At 74.3% G+C, this 21,183-nt stretch carries 17 protein-coding genes; 8 read left to right on the plus strand and 9 right to left on the minus strand.

Translation table 11 applies throughout. The features are described 5' to 3' along the window. The first annotated feature begins 209 nt into the window (after positions 1 to 209). Together ACIPM1_RS17265 and ACIPM1_RS17270 are read left to right on the plus strand one after the other, a co-directional pair. On the plus strand, positions 210 to 3,047 hold the full coding sequence (locus ACIPM1_RS17265; RefSeq protein ID WP_402435049.1) for an ATP-binding protein: 2,838 nt from the start codon (positions 210 to 212) through the stop codon (positions 3,045 to 3,047). Positions 3,048 to 3,284: 237 nt separating this feature from the next. Then, positions 3,285 to 4,076, plus strand: a complete 792-nt coding sequence (locus ACIPM1_RS17270; protein ID WP_402435052.1) for a S1 family peptidase — start codon at positions 3,285 to 3,287, stop codon at positions 4,074 to 4,076. A gap of 175 nt (positions 4,077 to 4,251) precedes the next feature. Here the strand turns inward: ACIPM1_RS17270 and ACIPM1_RS17275 are convergent, their stop codons facing one another. After that, positions 4,252 to 5,364, minus strand: a complete 1,113-nt coding sequence (locus tag ACIPM1_RS17275; RefSeq protein ID WP_402435055.1) for a winged helix DNA-binding domain-containing protein — start codon at positions 5,362 to 5,364, stop codon at positions 4,252 to 4,254. Between the two features lie 223 nt (positions 5,365 to 5,587). On the opposite strand from ACIPM1_RS17275, the gene ACIPM1_RS17280 reads away from it, so the two are divergent. Continuing rightward, the gene (locus ACIPM1_RS17280; RefSeq protein ID WP_402435058.1) at positions 5,588 to 6,736 is read left to right on the plus strand and encodes a magnesium and cobalt transport protein CorA; all 1,149 of its coding nucleotides are present in this window, start codon (positions 5,588 to 5,590) and stop codon (positions 6,734 to 6,736) included. A 12-nt stretch (positions 6,737 to 6,748) separates the two neighbouring features. Here the strand turns inward: ACIPM1_RS17280 and ACIPM1_RS17285 are convergent, their stop codons facing one another. Next, positions 6,749 to 7,210, minus strand: coding sequence for a TIGR03668 family PPOX class F420-dependent oxidoreductase (locus ACIPM1_RS17285; protein ID WP_402435061.1), 462 nt, complete (start codon positions 7,208 to 7,210; stop codon positions 6,749 to 6,751). A gap of 255 nt (positions 7,211 to 7,465) precedes the next feature. Between ACIPM1_RS17285 and ACIPM1_RS17290 the strand changes: the two genes are divergently transcribed. Then, positions 7,466 to 7,906 carry an SRPBCC family protein gene (locus ACIPM1_RS17290; RefSeq protein ID WP_402435064.1) on the plus strand — a complete coding sequence of 147 codons (441 nt, stop codon included), beginning with the start codon at positions 7,466 to 7,468 and terminating at the stop codon, positions 7,904 to 7,906. A 143-nt stretch (positions 7,907 to 8,049) separates the two neighbouring features. Here ACIPM1_RS17290 and ACIPM1_RS17295 read toward each other — a convergent pair whose 3' ends face one another. Beyond that, positions 8,050 to 8,955 (minus strand): LysR family transcriptional regulator, encoded by a 906-nt coding sequence (locus tag ACIPM1_RS17295; protein ID WP_402435067.1) that lies wholly within the window; start codon positions 8,953 to 8,955, stop codon positions 8,050 to 8,052. Positions 8,956 to 9,111: 156 nt separating this feature from the next. Here ACIPM1_RS17295 and ACIPM1_RS17300 point away from each other — a divergent pair, with 156 nt between their 5' ends. Next, the gene (locus ACIPM1_RS17300; RefSeq protein WP_402435070.1) at positions 9,112 to 9,450 is read left to right on the plus strand and encodes a YciI family protein; all 339 of its coding nucleotides are present in this window, start codon (positions 9,112 to 9,114) and stop codon (positions 9,448 to 9,450) included. 21 nt (positions 9,451 to 9,471) lie between these two features. On the opposite strand, the gene ACIPM1_RS17305 is transcribed toward ACIPM1_RS17300, so the two are convergent. The 5 genes from ACIPM1_RS17305 to ACIPM1_RS17325 form a co-directional block, all read right to left on the minus strand. Next, positions 9,472 to 10,623: an XdhC/CoxI family protein gene (locus ACIPM1_RS17305; RefSeq protein ID WP_356194347.1), complete on the minus strand. Its 1,152-nt coding sequence runs from the start codon at positions 10,621 to 10,623 to the stop codon at positions 9,472 to 9,474. Between the two features lie 49 nt (positions 10,624 to 10,672). Further along, a complete protein-coding gene (locus ACIPM1_RS17310; RefSeq protein ID WP_402435073.1) occupies positions 10,673 to 12,130 on the minus strand; it encodes an NCS2 family permease in 1,458 nt (485 codons plus the stop codon). 159 nt (positions 12,131 to 12,289) lie between these two features. Further along, positions 12,290 to 14,710 carry a xanthine dehydrogenase family protein molybdopterin-binding subunit gene (locus ACIPM1_RS17315; protein WP_402435076.1) on the minus strand — a complete coding sequence of 807 codons (2,421 nt, stop codon included), beginning with the start codon at positions 14,708 to 14,710 and terminating at the stop codon, positions 12,290 to 12,292. A 2-nt stretch (positions 14,711 to 14,712) separates the two neighbouring features. Further along, a complete protein-coding gene (locus tag ACIPM1_RS17320; protein ID WP_402435079.1) occupies positions 14,713 to 15,285 on the minus strand; it encodes a (2Fe-2S)-binding protein in 573 nt (190 codons plus the stop codon). Further along, positions 15,285 to 16,175, minus strand: coding sequence for a xanthine dehydrogenase family protein subunit M (locus tag ACIPM1_RS17325; protein ID WP_356194359.1), 891 nt, complete (start codon positions 16,173 to 16,175; stop codon positions 15,285 to 15,287). Before ACIPM1_RS17325 ends, ACIPM1_RS17320 begins: the two co-directional genes overlap by 1 nt. Positions 16,176 to 16,507: 332 nt before the next feature. Here ACIPM1_RS17325 and ACIPM1_RS17330 point away from each other — a divergent pair, with 332 nt between their 5' ends. The 3 genes from ACIPM1_RS17330 to ACIPM1_RS17340 all read left to right on the plus strand — a co-directional run bounded on the left by ACIPM1_RS17330 (position 16,508) and on the right by ACIPM1_RS17340 (position 19,873). After that, the gene (locus ACIPM1_RS17330; protein WP_402435082.1) at positions 16,508 to 18,214 is read left to right on the plus strand and encodes a PucR family transcriptional regulator; all 1,707 of its coding nucleotides are present in this window, start codon (positions 16,508 to 16,510) and stop codon (positions 18,212 to 18,214) included. Positions 18,215 to 18,376: 162 nt separating this feature from the next. Continuing rightward, a complete protein-coding gene (locus ACIPM1_RS17335) occupies positions 18,377 to 19,168 on the plus strand; it encodes a hypothetical protein (RefSeq protein ID WP_356194363.1) in 792 nt (263 codons plus the stop codon). A gap of 186 nt (positions 19,169 to 19,354) precedes the next feature. Continuing rightward, positions 19,355 to 19,873: a DUF2231 domain-containing protein gene (locus tag ACIPM1_RS17340; RefSeq protein WP_402435087.1), complete on the plus strand. Its 519-nt coding sequence runs from the start codon at positions 19,355 to 19,357 to the stop codon at positions 19,871 to 19,873. A gap of 195 nt (positions 19,874 to 20,068) precedes the next feature. On the opposite strand, the gene ACIPM1_RS17345 is transcribed toward ACIPM1_RS17340, so the two are convergent. Further along, positions 20,069 to 20,878, minus strand: coding sequence for a GntR family transcriptional regulator (locus tag ACIPM1_RS17345; RefSeq protein ID WP_402435486.1), 810 nt, complete (start codon positions 20,876 to 20,878; stop codon positions 20,069 to 20,071). Between the last annotated feature and the right edge of the window lie 305 nt (positions 20,879 to 21,183).

Raw genomic sequence — 21,183 nt, forward strand, 5'->3', positions numbered from 1 at the left:
CGCCCCGCCGGACGTCGTGCTCGGAGTACGGTGGGGCGGGGCGTGGGAGTGGCGGCGGCGGGGTTGTCGGTGCGCGGTTCGTATTCATTCGGCGGTGCGGGGAATTCACCGCGGCCGCGCCGCTGTTATTTCCCTCACCATCGGGCGGGTCCGAATTTCCGGGACGCGTTGCCTAGAATTTGCCCCGGACACGACACACGAGGGGAGCGGTGACCGTGCGACGGGACTTCAAGGACCCTGCGAGCTGCCGCTCCGACCAGGTCATCGGCCGGGCGGAGCCGTCGGCCGCGGCGCGCGAACAGCTCGCCCGCGGCGGCAGCGTGCTGCTCCACGGCCCCGCCGGAATAGGAAAGTCGACCGTGCTGCGGGCAATGGCGGCGGAATATGCCCCGGCGGCCCGGACCGTGTTGCGCTGCTCCGCGACCGAGTCCGAATCGCACCTGCCCTTCCTGGCGCTGGCCGACCTGCTCGGCCTGGTCCTGGACGAGGTGTCCGGCAGGCTGCCCGCCGCCCAGCGCACCGCCCTGGAGGCGGCGCTCACCGGCCGCGGCGAGTCCACCCTCCAGCGCGACGGCCTCGCGCTGCGCCTGGCCGTCCTGTCGGCGCTGCGCGCGCTCGCCGCCGAGGGCCCGGTCCTGATCGTCGCCGACGACCTGCAGTGGCTGGACCCGGCAAGCGCCGAACTGCTCGGCTTCGCCGCCCGCCGCCTGGGCGAGACGCCCGTGCAGATGCTGTGCGCGGTGCGCACCGAGGGCCAGGAGTACGACCGCCATCTGCGGGCCTGCCCGCCCGACACCCTGGCCGTGCGGCTGGGCCCGCTCTCCCGCACCCAGGTGTCCTCGCTGCTCGACGTCCGCGGCTACACCGGCCTGCCCCGCTCCACGGTCCGCGACATCCACCGCACCAGCGGCGGCAACCCCCTGTTCGCGCTGGAGCTGGGCCGGGCCATGGCCGAGAGCCCGACCGCGCCCCGTCCGGGCGAGCCGCTGCCGGTGCCGACCTCGCTGCGCGCGCTGGTACTGAGCCGCCTGGAGATGCTCTCCGGCGAGGCGCGCCGGACCCTGCTCGTGGCGAGCGCTGGCGCCCGCCCCACGCCCGCCCTGCTGCGCGCGGCCGGCCGGGAGAACGCCGAGGCGGAGTGCGCCCAGGCGGCCGAGCTGGGGCTGCTGACGACGGACCCGGAGGGCCCGGCCGTACGGTTCGCGCACCCGCTGATCTCGGCGGCGCTGTACGCGGAGGCGCCCGCGCAGGAGCGGCGCGCCGCGCACGCCGCGCTGTCCACCGCCGCCTCCGACCCGATCGAGCGGGCCCGGCACCTGGCGCTGGCCACCACCGGCACCGACCCGGAGGTGGCCGCCCGGCTCGCCGGGACGGCCGCCCTGGCCCGGGACCGCGGGGCGCCGTCGGTGGCCGCCTCGCTCGGGCTGCTGGCGGCCCGCCACACCCCGCCGGACAGCGTGCCGGGCCCGGACGACCGGCGTCTGCAGGCCGCCGAGGACGCCATCACCGCCGGGGAGGTGGACCTCGCCCGGGACATCGCGCGCGAGGTGCTCACCCGGGCGACGGTGCCCGCGGACCGGGTGCGGGCCTGGATGGTGGTGATCGAGGCCGCCGGGCAGGCCCTCGGGGACGTGGACGCGGTGTTCCCGCAGGCGCTGGCCGACGCGGGCGACGACCCGCGGCTGCTGGCCCTGGTCCACTACCAGCTGGCCTGGCGCGGGCTGGTCGTGGAGGGCGACTTCGAGGTGGCCCGGCGGGAGGCCGCGCACGCGGCGCAGCTGGCCGCGCGCGGCCGGGACCGCAGGACCGAGCTCATGGCGCTCGCCTTCCAGTCGTCGACCGAGACGTTGATGGGGCACCCCGACGCCCCCGCGACCATCAAGCAGGCGCTGAGGGAGCCTCAGGACCCGTACGTGGCGTGCCACCACAACGGCGTCGGCTCGGCCCGGTTCCGCTGGCTGCTGATGAGCGACCAGCTCGCGGAGGCCCGGACGACCATCACCACGCTGCTGCGCGAGGTGCGGCGGCGCGGCATGGTCGAGAGCGAGGTGCACTTCGTGCGCATGCTGGCCGAGACCGAGCTGCGCTGCGGGCACTGCGGGCGCGCGCTCGACCTGGCCCGGGAGAGCCTGCGGATGGCCCGGGACACCGGGATCGGCGAGAGCGCCTCCGCCATGCTGGCCGCCATGGCCGAGGCCTCCGGCGGGGACGCGGAGCGCGCCCAGACCCTGGCCCGGGAGGCGGTGGGCCACGCCGAGGAGGACGGCGACCCGATGTACCTGTCGCGCGCGCTGGCCGCGCTGGGCTACGCCCAGCTCGTCGCCGGGGACGCGCCCGCCGCGGTCGCCTCGCTGCGCCGCGTGCGGGAGCTGGAGTCGGCGCTCGGCATCACCGACCCGGCGCGCGGCCGCTGGCACGGCGACCTCGCGGAGGCGCTGGTGCAGGCCGGGGAGCCTGCCGAGGCGCAGGACGTGATCGACGTGGCGCGCGAGCACGCGCTGCGGCTGGACCGGGAGAGCGTGCTGGCCGTGCTCGACCGGTCCGAGGCGCTGGTCCGGGCGGCCCGCGGCGACCAGGAGGGGGCCGTGGTCCAGCTGACCTCCGCGCAGGACCGGCTGGCGAAGCTGGGGCACGGGCTGGAGGAGGCCCGGGCGGCGTTCGCGCTGGCCCAGCTGCGCACCCTCCCCCGGGCTCCCGGCTCCGCCCGTGCAGGGGGGAACCCCGTGCCGGGACCGACGGCGTACGACGAGGCGGCGCGCCTGTTCCGGCGCTGCCGCGCGCTGCCCTGGCTGGGCCGGGTGGACGCGGCCGCCGTCGCCCGTCCGGCCCAGCCGGAGGTCACGCCCGCGGCGCTGGACGGGCTGGCCGCCATGGAGCGCCAAGTGGCCGCGCTGGTCATGGAGGGCGCGACCAACCGGGAGATCGCCGCGCGGCTGTACGTCAGCGTCAAGACGGTCGAGGCGACCCTGACCCGCGTCTACCGCAAGCTGGGGATCCGTTCCCGGGTGGACATCGTCCGTTTGGCGGCGGCCCGGCGAGCGAAGTGAGGGCAGCCCGGGTTAACTGCCTGACGTGGGCCCGGTGCGGGACGCCGCTGTCGGCGCACCGAGCAGGACCGAGGGTTTTCCCTGCCCAACTCCCCTAGGGGCTTCCCTCATTGGGGCGGGTTGTACCGAGCCCTAGCGTAAGAGCCGTGCCGCTCGCCCGGGCATACGGGGGTCTGTCCCGAGACCCCCGTGCTCAACCGCCCGGCGCCCCCCACCGGCCAGCCCACGAGGAGACGCATGTTCGGCCTCACCCGCGCCAGACAGACGGCCGCGCTCGGCGCGGCCACCGCTGCCGTCGCCGCGACCGCGCTGCTCACCGCCCCCTCCGCCGCCGCCCGTCCCCAGCCCGTCGTCGGCGGCACCACGACCACGACCGGCGCGTACCCGTTCGTCATGCAGATCACGGACGCTTCCGGCAACCAGTTCTGCGGCGGCACCCTGGTCGCCCCCACGAAGGTGGTCACCGCCGCCCACTGCATGGCCGGCGAGACCCCCACCGGTGTGCGCGTCGTGGGGGGCCGCACCTACCTGAACGGCACCGACGGCACCGTGAGCAAGGTCGGCCGGATCTGGATCGACCCGGACTACACGAACGCCACCAACGGCGACGACGTGGCGGTGCTGACCCTGTCGACCTCGATGCCGTACACCGCGGCCCCGTACGTGTCCTCCGCCGACGGCGACGTGTACGCGGCCGGCACCACGGCCCGCATCCTCGGCTGGGGCACCACGTCCGAGAGCGGCGGCTCCTCCAACCAGCTGCGGACCGCGACCGTGCCCGTCGCGTCCGACTCCAGCTGCGCCGGTTCCTACGGCTCCGACTTCGTCGCGAGCGACATGGTGTGCGCCGGATACTCCTCCGGCGGCGTAGACACCTGCCAGGGCGACAGCGGCGGTCCCCTGCTCATCGGGGGCGTCCTGGCAGGGATCACTTCCTGGGGCAACGGCTGTGCGGAGGCGGGTTACCCGGGTGTGTACACCCGGCTGACCACCTTCTCCAGCCTGGTCACCGCGCAGGTCACCTCGTGACCCGCTGACGGTTCGACCCCCAGGTCAGTGCCAGGGGGCGTTGCGGGCCTCCACGAGCGGCCCGCAACGCCCCCTATCCATGCGCCCGGAGCGCGGCCTCGGTGGTTCGCGCCCGGAGCGGGGCGCGCCTCCGCGGTTCTGCGGTCTGCGGCTCAGCGGCTCAGCGGCTCACGGCTCAGCGGCTCACCACGGTGCCGAACCGGATGTCGTACGAGCTCCCCGGATGGAGCACCCCGAGCATCCGCTCCCCCTCGGCGGTGATCTCCTGCCGCTCGGCCCTGGTGGGCTCGCGGAAGGGCTCGACGACGAGTGCGCCGCCCTCCAGCTTCCACACGCCGGCCAGGAATCCGTCGACGAGGAGGACACGGTGGGCCTGGTTGCCCCGCGCCGCGCGCCCCCGGTACTCCTCCGGCACCACGCGCGTGCGGTCGGCGTGGGAGAGGAGCAGGTTGTCGAACTCGGGCAGGAACCGGGGCGGGGCCGGGGTGTCCGGGGCCGGGCGGGGCGCGTCCGGCAGGTCGAAGAGCTCCAGGCCGCTGTCGTCCCGGAAGGTGACGAGCCGGGGCCGCAGGCGCTCGAACACCTCGCGCAGACGGGTCAGGCCCGCCCAGGTCTGCATGTCCTTGACGGAGGCCGGCCCGAAGGCGGCGAGGTAGCGCAGGACGGTGGCGTCGGGGGCGGGCGCGGGTTCGGCGGGGCGGCCGAGCCAGTGCTCGGCGGTGGTGAGGACGACCTGTCCGCTCCTGCCCCACAGTCCGCGCGGGGGCACCTGGACCAGCGGGAGCCGGCAGCGGGCGGCCACGCCGAGGGCCTGCGGGTCGGCGTCCGGCCACTCGGCCAGGAGGGCCTCGCGCAGCCCGCTCACGGTGCATGGCTCGGCCTCGACGAGTTCGCGGGCGAACGCGGCCAGCCGGTCGAGATCGACACCGGCGAGCCCCTTGCGGAACAGCGTGATCTCACGGTCGCGGGCGGGCTGGACGAGCGGGCGCAGGGAGAGGCAGTCATCGGCGGTGTGGGTGTGGATGGTGGAGCGGATCGTGACGATCCGGACGACCTCGCGGCTCGCCATGAGGCCGGACAGCTCCTCGGGGCCGAAGCCTTCGAGGCGGGCCGCGAGCGCGTAGTAGGGCGGTTTGACGTTCTGCGCCTGGAGGCCGACGAGGTGCTCGACGGCGGCCCCGGCGGACATCGGCGAACGGCTCAGCAGGAGCTGCCTGCTGAGGGTCGCGCGGTTCAGGGCGCGGGCGCCGAGCACGGGGGCGGTCGCGGCGGCCGTCGACTTTGTCATGCACGCACGCTAACGCAGTTTGCGGACAGCATCTGTCCGCTGTGCCGGGCGCCCCGGGGGTCGTACGGTCCGCGACAACCGAGCGCCCCGGGGCAGTACGGTCCCGGAGGCCGGCCCGGTCCGCCCCGGGTGCTGCGACGGTTCGCCCGCCGTCTCCGGCCCGGTGGTCTCGTATGCTGACCGTGATCTCGCAGACGCAGGTTCGGTCGAGAGGCGGTCCCCGATGCCCGAGCGACGCAGCCGTCCCGCCTCGTCCGTCTGGCGCCGCGCGCCGGCCGCGCCGGCACCGCGGCCCGGGGAGAGGCCCCCGGCACCGCCTGCCCGGACGACCGACGCGGACCCGGCCGAGGTGGCGAGCGTGGTGCAGGCGGCCCTGTACCGCGACGGGGTCCGGGTCTCCGCCCCCTCCTCCCTCGCCGAGACCTTCCGGGAGCTGCGCGAGCAGCCCGAGGGGATGGCGTGGATCGGGCTCGCCCGTCCCACGGAGAGCGAACTGCTCTCCCTGGCGTCGGAGTTCGACCTGCATCCGCTCGCGGTCGAGGACGCGATGGAGGCCCACCAGCGGCCCAAGCTGGAGCGCTACGGCGACACCCTGTTCGTCGTCCTGCGGGCCGCGCGCTACCTCGACGCGCCCGAGCAGGTCGACTTCGGCGAACTGCACGTGTTCGTGGGCCCGGACTTCGTGATCACCGTGCGCCACGGCGCCGCGCCCGACCTCTCCGCGGTCCGCCGCCGCATGGAGGAGACGCCGGACCTGCTGAAGCTGGGCCCGGAGGCGGTGCTGTACGCGATCCTCGACGCGGTGGTGGACGGCTACGCGCCGGTCGTGGCCGGCGTCCAGAACGACATCGACGAGATCGAGACCGAGGTGTTCGGCGGCGACCCCGCGGTCTCCCGCCGCATCTACGAACTCTCCCGCGAGATGGTCGAGTTCCAGCGCGCCACCCGCCCCCTGGTGGGGATGCTGCACGGCCTGATGGCGGGATTCTCCAAGTACGGCACGGACGAGGAGCTCCAGCGGTACCTGCGCGACGTCGCCGACCACGTCACCCACACCAGCGAGCGGGTCGACGCCTTCCGCCAGGCCCTCACCGAGATCCTCACCGTGAACACCACGCTGGTCACCCAGGAGCAGAACGCGGAGATGCGGGCCCTGGCGGAGGCGGGCTTCGAGCAGAACGAGGAGATCAAGAAGATCTCCTCGTGGGCGGCGATCCTGTTCGCCCCCACCCTGGTGGGGACGATCTACGGCATGAACTTCGCGCACATGCCGGAGCTGCGCTGGGTGTTCGGGTACCCCTTCGCCATCCTCCTGATGGCCGTCGTGTGCGTCACCCTGTACGTCGTCTTCAAGCGGCGGGACTGGCTCTGAGGGCCCGGCCGCTCAGCCGGGGGCGGGCGGCGGACCCGCCTCCCAGCCGGTCCAGCGGTGGACGGTGACCGCGATCACCGGGCCGCCCGGCGGCTCGTCCTGGTACTGCGGGTACTTGCGCTGGAGCCGGGTGAGCGCGTCCTCGTAGGCCCGCCGCGCCTCGGGGGACGCCGCGTCGGGCGTCACGATCCGCGCGCCGCCGTCGGCCCGGGCCCACCACAGCCGCCCCCAGTCCTCGTCGTAGGCGTCCGCCAGCAGGCACACGGCCGGGGTGACGGCGACGTTGTGCAGCCGTTTCAGCCCGGACGTGCTCTTGGGCTTGTGGTCGACCGCGGTGACGATCCCGTCCTCACCGTGGGCGGCGAACACCACCGGCACCAGGTGGGGGCGGCCGGCCGCGTCCACCGTGGCCAGCCGTGCCACCCGGGCGGCGGCGAACCGGCGCCGTGTCTCGTCGGGGTCCATCTGCGGCACGGGTGTCTCCTCTCCCCGGTCGCGTCGTGGCGGACTCTCCTCCGCTTCGCGCCGGGTACCCCGGCCGGACCCGGGCGACAACATGCGGACCGCCCTCCCGGGCAGGAACCCCAGAAATAGTTCACATTTTCGATATTGCTCGGCGTGCGCCGCGGCACCCCGCCCGGCCCCGCCGCGCCTTCCGCAAGCTCGGCCAACCGTGTGACCTGGGGGCGAACACATCGGGAAACAGGCCGCGTTGCCTACGATCGACCTGTGGTCACCTTCTTCCTCGAACGCACCGCCCCGCTGTCCGTCGACGAGGCGTGGCGCCGGCTCACCCAGTGGTCCCGCCACGCCGACGTGGTCCCGCTGACCCGCATCACCGTGGTCACGCCCGAGCCGACCGGCGAGGGCACCCGCTTCGTGGCCCGTTCGGGGGTCGGCCCGCTCGCCTTCGACGATCCCATGGTGGTCACCGTCTGGCACCCGCCCGCCGACGGCGGGGCCGGCCTGTGCCGCCTGGAGAAACGGGGCCGTGTCGTCAAGGGCTGGGCGGAGATCGAGGTACGGCCGGGCCCCGGCGGCCGCACCCGGGTGCGGTGGCGCGAGGAGGTGCGGATCGCGTACCTCCCCGGCCTCTTCGACCCCGTGGTGGAACGGACGGCACGCACCGTGTTCGGCCGGGCGGTGAACGGGCTGCTGCGGCGCCCGTGACGACCGCCGCCGCGCGGGGACCCGCGGATCGCCGGTCCCCGCGCCGGGGTGCCGTCACCCCGGCGCGGAGGCGGCGTCGGGCGCTGTCGTCCGTGCCGTCGCGGCGTCGTCCGGGGCCGTCCCACGGGCCGTCCCACGGGCCGTCACGACGGCGTGGGCACCCTCGACCCGGCCATCGCGCCGTCGTCCGGGGGAAGCAGGCGGGACCAGACCGAGCGCCGGGCCGCGGCCAGGGCCAGCCGTTCGCGCGGCGGACGCGGGCCGACCGGCCGCCAGACGAGGGCGGTGTCCCCGGCCGAGCCGGAGCGTGTCCGCAGGGCCACCACGTCGTCCCGGCCGAGCAGCGCGTGGCGGAAGAGGGTGTGGCTGCCGCTGTCCTCGACGAGCGTGTCGGGCGTCCAGCCGTGTTCCGCGAGCCGGGCCAGGACGGCGGACGCGTAGCCGGGGGCCCGCCGGGCGGGGAACCACAGCAGCCGCCGGCCGGTGAGATCGCCCCACCCGAGTTCCGCGCGCCCGGCGAGCGGATGCCGGCGGTGCACCACGACGCCCAGGGGTTCGTCGGCGACCGTGCGCAGCTCCAGGCCCCGCGCGTCGTCGGGCGGGGTGCGCAGGACGCCGTAGGCCAGCGTCCCGGCGCGCAGCAGCTCGCCCATGCGCGCGGAGTCGGTCCGCTCGTACGTCAGGCGCAGGGGCCCGTGGCGCGTCAGGATCCGCTCGGTGCGCTCCAGGACCTCCGGTGCCACGCCCGCGCACACGCCGACGGTGGCGGCCCGGCAGGTGGAGCGGGCCGCGGCCACGGCGGAGTTCAGCGTGTTCAGCGTCTGGTGGACACCGTCGAGGAGCAGCCGTCCGGCCTCGGTGAGTTCCATGCCCCGCGGCCGGCGCCGGAACAGGGCCGTGCCGACGCGCCGTTCCAGCAGCGCGATCTGCTGGCTGAGGCTGGGCTGGGCGATGCGCAGCCGTCGGGCGGCCTCGGTGACGGTGCCCGCCTCGGCGACGGCGGCGAAGTACCGCAGCGGACGCAGCTCCAGGTCCGGCAGTGGGCCCAAGGCCCCCTCCTGCGGCCGGCATCCGCCGTCCCCTTCGCCGTCCCCGGCCCGGACCGTCCTCACCACCCGCTCCCACCCGTGCCCATAGGCCCCAGCCTATGGCCCTCTCGGCAACAGGTCCTGGTCCCGGGCACGCCCGTGCCGTTGGGTGGAGGCATGTACGTCATCGTGTTCAGGTACCTCGTCCCGCTGGAGCGGATCGACGCGCTCAGGGAGGCCCACTACACCCACCCCGAGGGGGTGTTCGCCCGGGGACTGGCCCGTCTCGCCGGGCCCCTGGAGCCCCGGACCGGCGGGGTCGTCCTCGCCGACGGGCCGCGCTCCGCGATCGAGGCCGCCGTCGCCTCGGACCCCTTCGTCACGAGCGGCTCCGCCACGGCGGAGATCCTGGCCTTCCGCCCGGTGTGGACGCGGGCCGAGAATCCCGCACCGGGCACGGGTGGGAGCGCCTGGCCCGGAGGAGACACGAACGGGCCTGTCACACCACGCGGTTGACGGGTGCCCGGCTCCGTCGGCTCAGGCCACCGACCCCATCCGCCGCGCCGGCGCCGGCGCCTCGTCGTGGTGGATGGGTGTGTGCGCTCCGGTCAGGGAGACCCCGCTGCCGCCGCGCCGGTCCGCGACGATCTCGGCGGCGATGGACAGGGCCGTCTCCTCCGGGGTGCGGGCGCCGAGGTCGAGGCCGATGGGCGAGTGGAGGCGGGCCAGCTCCAGCTCCGTGACGCCCTCTTCGCGCAGCCGCTCGGTGCGGTCCAGGTGGGTGCGGCGGGAGCCCATCGCGCCGACGTACGCCACCGGAAGGCGCAGCGCCCGCTTCAGCAGGGGCACGTCGAACTTGGCGTCGTGCGTCAGCACGCACAGCACGGTGCGGCCGTCCGTCTCGGTGCGCTCCAGGTACCGGTGGGGCCACTCGACGACGATCTCGTCGGCGTCAGGGAAACGGGTCCGCGTGGCGAAGACCGGACGGGCGTCGCACACCGTGACGTGGAAGCCCAGGAACTTGCCGGCGCGCACCAGCGCCGACGCGAAGTCGATCGCGCCGAAGACGATCATCCGGGGCGGCGGCACCGACGACTCCACCAGCAGGGTGAGCGGGGTCCCGCAGCGGGAGCCCCGCTCACCGATCTCCAGGGTGCCGGTGCGTCCGGCGTCCAGCAGGGCCGCCGCCTCGCCCGCCACCGTGCGGTCGAGCTCCGGGTGCGCGCCGAAACCGCCCTCGTGGGTGCCGTCCGGGCGGACCAGCAGGGCCCGGCCCCTCAGTCCGCCCGGGCCGGAGACGATCCGGGCGAGCGCCGCCGCCTCGCCGCGCCCGGCGGCGGCCAGCGCGGCGGCGAGGACGGTACGGACCGGGTCGGCGGCCCGTACCGGGGTGACGAGGACGTCGATGATCCCGCCGCAGGTCAGGCCCACGGCGAAGGCGTCCTCGTCGCTGTATCCGAAGCGTTCCAGGACGGTTTCGCCGTCCTGGAGCGCCTGGCGGCACAGGTCGTACACCGCGCCTTCCACACAGCCGCCGGAGACCGAGCCGATCGCCGTGCCGTCGGCGTCCACCGCGAGGGCGGCGCCCGGGCGGCGGGGCGCGCTGCCGCCCACGGCCACCACGGTGGCCACGGCGAAGTCGCGGCCCTGTCCGAGCCACCGGTTCAGGTCCTCGGCGATGTCCAGCATCTGTCGGTCTCCTTCAACGGCTTCGACCTGCGGTATGGCTGACGGGACGTCAGTGCACGCCCAGCCAGCCCTCGATCGGGTGGAGGGCGAAGTACACCAGGAAGATCACCGCCAGTCCCCACATGAAGGCGCCGATCTCCCGCGCCCTGCCCTGGGCGGCCTTGATGGCGGCGTAGGAGACGACGCCGGCCGCCACACCGGTGGTGATGGTGTACGTGAACGGCATCAGGACCACGGTGAGGAACACCGGGATCGCGGTGGCGCGGTCGGCCCAGTCCACGTGCCGGGCGTTCGTCAGCATCAGGGCGCCGATGACCACCAGAGCGGCGGACGCGACCTCCTGGGGGACGATCGCGGTGAGCGGGGTGAAGAACAGGCAGGCCGCGAAGAACAGGCCGGTGACCACCGAGGCGAGGCCGGTGCGGGCGCCCTCGCCCACGCCGGTCGCCGACTCGATGAAGACGGTCTGGCCGGAGCCGCCCGCCACGCCGCCGATCGCGCCGCCCGCGCCGTCGATGAACAGCGCCTTGGACAGGCCCGGCATCCGGCCCTTGTCGTCGGCGAGTCCGGCCTCGGTGCCGACACCGATGATGGTGGCCATCGCGTCGAAGAAGCCGGCCAGCACGAGGGTGAAGACGATCATGCCGACCGTCATCGCGCCGACCTTGCCCCAGCCGCCGAACTCCACGTGCCCGAAGAGCGAGAAGTCCGGCATCGAGACCGCGCTGCCGTGCAGTTCGGGGGCCCCGGCGGCCCACGCGCCGGCCTTGACGACCCCGGCGGCGTTGAGGACGGCCGCGACGGCGGTGCCGGAGACGATGCCGATGAGGATGGCGCCGGGGATGTTCCGGGCCTGGAGCACGAAGATCAGCAGCAGGGTGCCGGCGAAGAGCAGCACGGGCCAGCCGGCGAGCTCGCCCGCCGGGCCGAGGGTGACCGGGGTGGCCTTGCCCTGGTGCACGAAGCCGGACTTGTAGAAGCCGATGAGGGCGATGAACAGGCCGATGCCCATGGTGATCCCGTGCTTGAGCGCCACCGGGATCGCGTTCATGATCATCTCACGCAGGCCGGTGACGACCAGCAGCATGATGACCACGCCGTAGACCACGCACATGCCCATGGCCTGCGGCCAGGTCATCTGCGGGGCGACCTGCGAGGACAGGACGCCGGAGACGGACAGGCCGGCGGCGAGGGCGAGCGGCACCTTGCCGAAGAACCCCATCAGCAGGGTGGTGAAGGCCGCAGCGAAGGCGGTCGCGGTGATCACGGCCTTCTGGCCGAGGGTGTCCCCCGCCGCGTCCTTGCCGGACAGGATCAGGGGGTTGAGCAGCAGGATGTACGCCATCGCCATGAAGGTGGTGACGCCGCCGCGCACCTCGCGCGCGATCGAGGACTCCCGCAGGGATATGTGGAAGTAGCGGTCGAGCCAGGACCGGCCGGCCGGGACGCGGGTTCCCGCGCCCGCCTCCTCGGCGGTGGTCCTGGGCTCCACGGATTGCTGGGTCATGGGCCATCTCCCAAGGTTCACAGGGGCACCCGGCGCCCGCGAGGGCGTACGGGATTTGGGAATGGACGACCCGGGGGACGGCCCGAGACGAACATGGAGGGGTGGGGTCCGGGGGACACGGGTCCCCCGGGGTGACGCACCTGCTCAACTCCCGCGGGATCACGTGCCGGTGAGGTGCTCCGGCCGTACCGGCGTGCGGTTGAGCTCCAGCCCGGTCGCGTTCCGGATCGCCGCGAGGACGGCCGGGGTGGACGACAGGGTGGGGGCCTCGCCGATGCCGCGCAGCCCGTACGGCGCGTGGTCGTCGGCGAGTTCGAGCACGTCGACGGGGATGGTCGGCGTGTCGAGAATGGTGGGGATGAGGTAGTCCGTGAAGGAGGGGTTCCGCACCTTGGCGGTCTTCGGGTCGACGACGATCTCCTCCATGACCGCGATGCCGAGGCCCTGGGTGGTGCCGCCCTGGATCTGGCCGACCACGGACAGCGGGTTGAGCGCCTTGCCGACGTCCTGGGCGCAGGCCAGCTCGATCACCTTCACCAGGCCGAGTTCGGTGTCGACCTCGACGACGGCGCGGTGCGCGGCGAAGGAGTACTGCACATGGCCGTTGCCCTGGCCGGTGCGCAGGTCGAAGGGCTCGGTCGGCCGGTGCCGCCACTCCTCCTCGACCTCGACGGCCTCGTCCTCCAGGACCTCGGCCAGGTCGGCGAGCACCTCGCCGGCGTCGGTGACGACCTTGCCGCCCTCCAGCAGCAGTTCGGCGTTGGCCCAGGCCGGGTGGTGGGAGCCGAACTTGCGGCGGCCGATCTCCAGGACCCTCTCGCGGACGAGCTCGCACGCGTTCCTCACCGCGCCGCCGGTGACGTACGTCTGCCGGGAGGCCGAGGTGGAGCCGGCCGAGCCGACCCGGGTGTCCGCCGGGTGGATGGTCACCTGGGCGACGCCCAGCTCGGTGCGGGCGATCTGCGCGTGGACGGTGACGCCGCCCTGGCCGACCTCCGCCATGGCGGTGTGCACGGTGGCGACCGGCTCACCGGCGAGGACCTCCATGCGGACCCTGGCGGTGGAGTAGTCGTCGAAGCCCTCGGAGAAGCCGACGTTCTTGATGCCGACCGCGTAGCCGACACCGCGTACGACGCCCTCGCCGTGCGTGGTGTTGGACAGGCCGCCGGGCAGCTGCCGTACGTCCGCGCCCTCGGAGCTCTCCCACTGGCGCTCGGGCGGCAGCGGCATCGCCTTGACGCGGCGCAGGAGTTCGGCGACCGGGGCCGGGGAGTCGACCGGCTGCCCGGTCGGCATGAGCGTGCCCTGCGACATCGCGTTGAGCTGCCGGAACTCCACCCGGTCCATGCCGACGGCGTCGGCGAGCTTGTCCATCTGCGCCTCGTAGGCGAAGCACGCCTGCACCGCGCCGAAGCCGCGCATGGCGCCGCAGGGCGGGTTGTTGGTGTAGAGGGCGATGGCCTCGATGTCCACGTCGTCGACGACGTAGGGGCCGACGCCGAGCGAGGAGGCGTTGCCGACGACCGCCGGGGAGGCGGAGGCGTACGCGCCGCCGTCGAGGACGATGCGGCACTTCACGTGGGTCAACTTGCCCTCGCGCGTGGCCCCGTGCTCGTAGGTCAGCTTCGCGGGATGGCGGTGGACGTGGCCGAAGAAGGACTCGAAGCGGTTGTAGACGATCTTGACGGGCTTGCCGGTGCGCAGCGCGAGCAGGCAGGCGTGGATCTGCATGGACAGGTCCTCGCGGCCGCCGAACGCGCCGCCGACGCCGGCCAGCGTCATCCGTACCTTGTCCTCGGGCAGGCCGAGCACGGGCGCCATCTGCCGCAGGTCGCTGTGCAGCCACTGCGTGGCGATGTAGAGGTGGACGCCGCCGTCCTCCTCCGGCACGGCGAGACCGGACTCGGGGCCGAGGAAGGCCTGGTCCTGCATGCCGAAGTGGTACTCGCCCCTGACGACGAAGTCCGCCCTGCCCGCGGCCTCCTGCGCGTCTCCGCGCACGATCGGCTGGCGGTGCACGATGTTGGGGTGCGGTACGTGACCGACGTGGTGATCCGTGCGGTTCTCGTGGACGAGGATCGCGTCCGGGGCGGTCGCGGAGGCCTCGTCGGTGATGACCGGCAGTTCCCTGTACTCGACCTTGATCTTGGCGGCGGCGCGGCGCGCGGTCTCCGGGTGGTCGGCGGCGACGATCGCGACGGGCTCGCCGTGGTGGCGGACCTTGCCGTGGGCGAGGACCGGGGTGTCCTGGATCTCCAGGCCGTAGTGCCTCACCTCGGTCGGCAGGTCGTCGTAGGTCATGACGGCGTACACACCGGGCAGGGCGAGGGCCTCGCTCGTGTCGATCGAGACGATCTCGGCGTGCGCGACCGTGGAGCGCAGGATCTGGCCCCAGAGCATGTCCTCGTGCCACATGTCGGAGGAGTACGCGAACTCACCGGTGACCTTGAGGGTGCCGTCCGGGCGGAGCGTGGACTCGCCGATGCCGCCCTTGGTCTGGGAGCCCTGAGTGATCCTCGTCGGAGCGCCGAGGGGGGCACCGCCCTGCCCGAACGCGGTGGAGAGCTTGGGGGACGGCATGGTCACACCCCTTCGGACTGCCGGGCGGCCGCGAGGCGGACCGCGTCCATGATCTTCTCGTAGCCCGTGCAGCGGCACAGGTTGCCCGACAGTGCCTCGCGGATGTCCGCGTCGCTCGGGTCGGGGTTGCGCTCCAGCATCTCGTCGGCGGCGACCAGCAGCCCCGGGGTGCAGAAGCCGCACTGGACGGCGCCGGCGTCGATGAACGCCTGCTGGACGGGCGAGAGTTCGCCGCCCTCGCCGGTCTGGGAGTCGGTGCCCTCGGCCCGCCGTCCCGCGGCCTCGTCCGCTGACGTGCCCCGGGCGTCCGTGCCGCGGGCGCGCTGCCTGGCGAAGTCGGCCAGGCCCTCCACGGTGACGACCTCGCGGCCCTCGGCCTGGCCGGCGGCGACCAGGCAGGAGCAGACGGGCACGCCGTCCAGGCGGACCGTGCAGGAGCCGCACTCGCCCTGCTCGCAGGCGTTCTTGGAGCCCGGAAGGCCGAGGCGCTCGCGCAGGACGTAGAGCAGGGACTCGCCCTCCCAGACGTCGTCGGCCTCCTGCGGGCGGCCGTTGACGGTGAAGTTGACGCGCATTACGCAGCTCCCTCCGAGGTGCGGCGGGCGCCGCGGTACGACTCCCAGGTCCAGGTCAGCGTCCGGCGGGCCATGACGCCGACCGCGTGGCGGCGGTAGCTCGCGGTGCCCCGGACGTCGTCGATCGGGTTGCAGGCGGCGGAGCACAGCTCGGCGAACCGCTTGGCGACCGACGGGGTGATGATCTTTCCGTTGTCCCAGAAGCCGCCCTCGTCGAGCGCGGCGTTCAGGAAGTCCTCGGCGGCCCGGGCGCGGACGGGCGTAGGAGCCGCCGAGCCGATGCCGGTGCGGACCGTACGGGTCTCGGGGTGCAGGGCCAGACCGAAGGCGCAGACCGCGATGACCATGGCGTTGCGGGTGCCGACCTTGGAGTACTGCTGCGGGCCGTCCGCCTTCTTGATGTGGACGGCGCGGATCAGCTCGTCGGGGGCGAGCGCGTTGCGCTTCACACCGGTGTAGAACGCGTCGATCGGGATGCGGCGGGTGCCGCGCACCGACTCGGCCTCGACCTCGGCGCCCGCGGCGAGCAGGGCCGGGTGGGCGTCGCCGGCCGGGGAGGCGGTGCCGAGGTTGCCGCCGACGCCGCCGCGGTTGCGGATCTGCGGGGAGGCGACCGTGTGCGAGGCGAGCGCCAGGCCCGGCAGCTCGGCTCGCAGGTGCTCCATGATCTTGGTGTACGGCACCGAGGCGCCGAGCCGCACGCTGTCCTCGCCGACCTCCCACTCGTAGAGATCGCCGACGCGGTTCAGGTCGAGGAGGTACTCGGGCCGGCGGTGGTCGAAGTTGATCTCGACCATCACGTCGGTGCCACCCGCAATCGGCACAGCGGTGGGGTGCTCCGCCTTCGCGGCGAGCGCCTCCTCCCAGCTGGCGGGGCGAAGGAAGTCCATGACCGGCTCTCTTCTTCGTCTCGTGGGGCGTACAGATCGAGCCAATCCGTGTGCGGCGGCCGAGGCTCTTTCCTGTGCTGTTTACGCGGAGTGCCGTCAGTACACAGCTCTGTGCGCCGGAGGGGTCAGTCACCGAAACCATGAAGGAGTTGGCTGGCCAGTGCGGGCATCTTGTAGATTCGTATGAACGGAGGCCGTCCGTAACCTCTCGGCTTTCCCCTGGAAACAGAGGACACGGCCCTCACCTCGGCGGAACCTGCTCACCGGCCGCACGGCCGGGCTCGCCACAAGACCCCTCATAGTTTTCTAGACACGGAACGGCGGCGACGAGAATGCGGCTGCGCGCACTGCTGGACACCGATGCGCTGGGCCTGAGACTGCTCGGCGGCCAGGAGGAGCTGGAGCGCACCGTGCGGGGCGTGATGACCACCGACCTGCGCGACCCCAGCCGCTATCTCTCCGGCGGCGAGCTGGTGCTGACCGGTCTGGCCTGGCGGCGCGACGCCGACGACTCCGAGCCGTTCGTACGGATCCTCGTGCAGGCCGGCGTGGCCGCGCTGGCCGCCGGCGAGGCCGAGCTGGGAGAGGTGCCGGAGGACCTGGTGACGGCCTGCGCCCGGCACCGGCTGCCGCTGTTCGCGGTGCACGAGTCGGTGGCGTTCGCGACGATCACCGAGCACGTCGTACGGCAGGTGTCCGGCGAGCGCGCCGGGGACCTCGCGGCCGTGGTGGACCGGCACCGCCGGATGATGACGTCAGGCCCGGCCGGCGGAGGCCCGGACGTGGTCCTGGACCTGCTCGGCTCCGACCTGGACCTGCGGGCCTGGGTGCTCTCCCCCGCCGGGCGGCTGATCGCCGGGGCCGAGGGGGCGGGACCGGCGCTGCCCGCCGAGGTGTGCGGCACGCTCGCCGCCGAGCACCTGTCGGCCGCCCGCACCGGGCGGCGCGGCCCGCACCGGGTGACCGTGGGGACCACCACGTACTCGCTCTTCCCGATCCGCGGCACCGGCCGTGGGGCGCAGGGCGCGCAGGCCGCGCGGGACGTGCGCGAGACGGTGCTGTCGGACTGGCTGCTGGCCGTGGAGGCGGACGCGGGCGACTGGCCCGCGGAGCGGCTGGACCTGCTCCAGGGCGTCACCCAGCTGATCGCGGTCGAGCGGGACCGGCGGGACGCCGCGCGCACGGTGCGGCGGCGGCTGGCGCAGGAGGTGCTGGAACTGGTGCAGGCCGGCGCGGCGCCCGCCGAGATCGCCGCGCGGCTGCGGGTCGCGGCGCCGGTGCTGCTGCCCGGGCTCGGCACCGCCCCGCACTGGCAGGTGGTCGTGGCCCGGGTGGAGTGGGAGGGCGCCGAGATCGACGGCGGTCCGGTCGCCCAGTCCCTGCTGGAGGAGATCCTGGTCGCCCCCACAGCGGGCCCGTCGGGCGAGGCGTACTCCGGCGGCGCCGAGTCCGCCGACCGGATCGCCGTGGCCCACACGGGCGACGAGGCGGTCGCCCTCGTTCCGCTGCCGGCCGTCCCGGCCGGGAACGACGGCTCCGAGCCGGGCATCCTCGCCGACGCGCTCCTCGAGTCCGTACGCGATCCGCTGTCGGCCGGTCTCGACGGCGACGGGCGGGTCACCCTCGGCGTCAGCGCGGCCGTGCACTCGGCGGAGGGGCTGCGCGGGGCGCTGGAGGAGGCACGGCACGCGCGGCGGGTGGCCGCGGCCCGGCCCGGCCGGGTGTGCGCGGCGGGGCACCAGGAGCTCGCCTCGCACGTCCTGCTGCTCCCGTTCGTGCCGGACGACGTACGCCGCGCCTTCACCGCCCGCCTGCTCGACCCGCTGCGCGACTACGACCGCCGGCACCGCGCCGAGCTGATCCCGACCCTGGAGGCCTTCCTCGACTGCGACGGGTCCTGGACGCGCTGCGCGAGCCGGCTCCACCTGCACGTCAACACGCTGCGGTACCGGGTCGGGCGGATCGAGCAGTTGACGGGGCGTGACCTGGGGCGCCTGGAGGACAAGCTGGACTTCTTCCTGGCGCTGCGCATGAGCTGAGGTGGGCCGGGCCCCCGGCGGCGGCCGGCGGCCGGGCGCGTCGCGCGCCCGCCGTCGGACGACTTTGTGAAATCCTTCACCCACCCTCTTGGCCGGGCCACGGAATTCGTGCTGAGATGCGGCCACCACTCAAGGCTCGATGGCGTGCTCGGGGAGGGCAACGTGGCGCATACCGCCATGTCTGGTAACGGAACGACCGCTGGTGACGATCCACTCCAGACCGCGGTATGGCGGCTGCGCTCACGCGCGTGCTGGGCCGACGCCGCATCACTGCTCCAACCGGTCACCGCGGCCGCCGCGCTGCAGCGGGCCGGGCTGCTGGTGGAACGGTGCCTGTACACCGAGCAGGGCTGGGAGGAGGCGGAGGACGCGCTGCGCACCGCGGAGGCCCTGGCGCACAGCGACGAGGAGCGGGGCGCGGCCGCTTGTGAACGGGGGCAACTCGCCTACGCGGCCACGCTGCACACGGTGCGGGACCGGGCGGACGAGGCGCGCGCGGCGCTGGGCCGGGCCGCGGCCCTGATTCCTCCGGGGGCGCCCGGACGGGCGCTGCTGGACTTCCGGCGCGGTCTGCTCGCCGAGAACCTCACCCGGTCTCCGCAGGCCGCGCGTGCCGCCTACCGCCGCGCGCACGCGGGCGCCACCGCCCACGCGGACCCGCTGCTGCTGTCCTTCACCTGGCGGCACCTGGCCGGACTCGCCCTGCGCGACGGCGAGTTGGCCGAGGCCCGGCACGGCTTCGCCGAATCCCTCCGGATCCGCGAGGAGTTGGGCTATCTGGTCGGCACGGCCCCGGCCCTGGCGTCCCTGGCGGACGCCGAGGCGGAACCGGAGGCGTCCCGCCTGCGCGAGGAGGCCCGACGCCTCTACCGCCTCCTCGGCGGCGTCCCCACCTGGCTCTCCCGCCATCTGGCCACGCCCCCTCCGGCCGCGGGGGCGGCGGCCACGGCCTGAGAGCCGCCGGGTGCGGTTCCGGGCGCTCCTGCCAGCCGAAATGTCTGGAATGTCACCCTGTCCGGCGGAGTGGTGTTGCTCAGAGGAACCTGAGAGGTTGCCGTGACAGGGTGACGAATCCGAACACGCGGGCGGTTGCACCATGCCCGCCTGCACCCCCCACGGCCGCCCCTGGAGGAGCGCCTGATGAGTCTGATCAACGGCCTGCCCGCGCACGTTCTGCTGGTCCACATCGTCGTCGTCCTGGTGCCGCTGAGCGCGCTGGTCCTGGTCGTCTGCGCGATCTGGCCGCAGGCCGCCCGGCGGCTCGGGCTGGCGCTGCCGATCCTCGCCCTGGTCGCCCTGGCGAGCGTGCCCCTGACGACCGACGCCGGTGAGTGGCTGGAGCGGCACGTGGACAGCGACCCGCTGGTCCGCAACCACGCCGAGCTGGGCGACGGGCTGCTTCCGTGGGTGGTCGGCCTGTTCGTGCTGGCGGCCGGTGTCTGGTGGATCGCCCGCCGCACTCCGGCGGAGGGCTCGGGCGCGCGTTCGGGTTCGGTGCTGCGGATCGTCGCGGCCGTGCTGTCCGTGGTGGTCGCCGCGGGCGCGACCGTCGACGTCTACCGCATCGGCGACTCCGGGGCGAAGGCCGCGTGGCACGACGCCTACTCGAAGACGCCGACCAAGGGCGACGGAGACAAGGGCGACGGCGACGAGGGCTGACCGCTCCGCGTGGCGCCGCGCCGTCCGGTCAGGGGGCGCGGCGCCCGCGCGCGACTCGGGCCCGGCCGGGGGCGGCAGCCTCCGGCCGGGCCCGCTTCGGTCCTGTCGACGCGCACGGCGTGAAGACGGTCGGGCCGGGCACGCTTCGGGTCGGCGGCCCCTACGGCGCACGAGCTCCAGGCCGGGCCGGGCCGATCAGCCCGTGCAGGCGAAGTGCTCGTGCACCAGCGAGCGCACGGCGTCCGGGTCCCGCGCGACCAGCGCGTCCAGCAGGGCCGTGTGCTCCGCCGCGTCGGCGATCAGGTCGGCGACGGCGGGACCGGCGGGGCCGCCGACGAGGGGCCACTGGGCGCGCCGGTGGAGGTCCTCGGCGATACGGACGAGCTGTTCGTTGCCGGTGAGGGAGAGCACCGCGCGATGGAAGGCGCGGTCGGACTCGGCGTAGGTCGCCCGGCAGCCCGAGGACGCGGCCCGGACGGTCGCCTCCGCGAGCGGCCGGAGTTCCGCCCAGCGCTGCGGCGGCACGGTGCGCGCCAGCCGCAGCAGCACCGGCACCTCGATCAGGGCCCGCACCTCGGCCAGCTCGGCCAGCTCACGGGCGCCGCGCTCGGCCACCCGGAAGCCGCGGTTGGGCACCACCTCGACGGCGCCCTCCTGGGCGAGCTGCTGCATCGCCTCCCGCACCGGCGTCGCCGAGACGCCGAAGCGCTCGCCGAGCGCGGGCGCCGAGTACACCTCGCCGGGCCTCAGGTCTCCGGCCACGAGGGCGGTGCGGAGGGCGTCGAGGATCTGGCCGCGCACGGAGGAGCGCCGCACGACGGGGCGGGGGGCCGGCAGGGGCCGCTCGCCGTGCGTGTGCTCGCCCCGGGCGCCCGCTGCCGGGACGTTTCCTCCGTCCCGCTCGCGCCGCCCGTCGGCGGCCCGCGGCTGCGGCGGCACCAGCGCCGCGACCGGCCGGACCTCCGGCGCTCCGGTCCCGGCGGAGTCCTGCGCGCCCTGCTTCACGGTCACTCCTCCGGGCTTGTGGCTGCTTGCGGTCATTACGACGGGTTGTTACTCGTCCGTCAAGCACCTTAGGCCCAAGAGAGCGATCGTTCACATTTCACATGATTCAACTTAGGCAAGCCTTGCTTCGTCCGAACGCGCATCGGCGGCTCACACATCCGTTCCGCTCGGCCGTGGCGGGCGCCGCGCACCACCGCGAGACGGCCACGCGGGGCACGCTCGCGCCGTGAGCTCGCGCACACGCCGGCACCGACACGGCCACGGCGACTTCACAACTTCCTCACCCGTCGCGGGAACTTTCCGCG

It is taken from the genome of Streptomyces sp. NPDC086766 (assembly GCF_044746005.1).
Lineage (GTDB): Bacteria > Actinomycetota > Actinomycetes > Streptomycetales > Streptomycetaceae > Streptomyces.

Excerpts from the sequence above, each read along its gene's own strand:
- ACIPM1_RS17270 (WP_402435052.1), top strand. The coding sequence starts at position 3,285 with ATGTTCGGCCTCACCCGCGCCAGACAGACGGCCGCGCTCGGCGCGGCC.
- ACIPM1_RS17275 (WP_402435055.1), bottom strand. The coding sequence starts at position 5,364 with ATGACAAAGTCGACGGCCGCCGCGACCGCCCCCGTGCTCGGCGCCCGC.
- ACIPM1_RS17280 (WP_402435058.1), top strand. The coding sequence starts at position 5,588 with ATGCCCGAGCGACGCAGCCGTCCCGCCTCGTCCGTCTGGCGCCGCGCG.
- ACIPM1_RS17300 (WP_402435070.1), top strand. The coding sequence starts at position 9,112 with ATGTACGTCATCGTGTTCAGGTACCTCGTCCCGCTGGAGCGGATCGAC.
- ACIPM1_RS17305 (WP_356194347.1), bottom strand. The coding sequence starts at position 10,623 with ATGCTGGACATCGCCGAGGACCTGAACCGGTGGCTCGGACAGGGCCGC.
- ACIPM1_RS17310 (WP_402435073.1), bottom strand. The coding sequence starts at position 12,130 with ATGACCCAGCAATCCGTGGAGCCCAGGACCACCGCCGAGGAGGCGGGC.
- ACIPM1_RS17315 (WP_402435076.1), bottom strand. The coding sequence starts at position 14,710 with ATGCCGTCCCCCAAGCTCTCCACCGCGTTCGGGCAGGGCGGTGCCCCC.
- ACIPM1_RS17320 (WP_402435079.1), bottom strand. The coding sequence starts at position 15,285 with ATGCGCGTCAACTTCACCGTCAACGGCCGCCCGCAGGAGGCCGACGAC.
- ACIPM1_RS17325 (WP_356194359.1), bottom strand. The coding sequence starts at position 16,175 with ATGGACTTCCTTCGCCCCGCCAGCTGGGAGGAGGCGCTCGCCGCGAAG.
- ACIPM1_RS17330 (WP_402435082.1), top strand. The coding sequence starts at position 16,508 with ATGCGGCTGCGCGCACTGCTGGACACCGATGCGCTGGGCCTGAGACTG.
- ACIPM1_RS17340 (WP_402435087.1), top strand. The coding sequence starts at position 19,355 with ATGAGTCTGATCAACGGCCTGCCCGCGCACGTTCTGCTGGTCCACATC.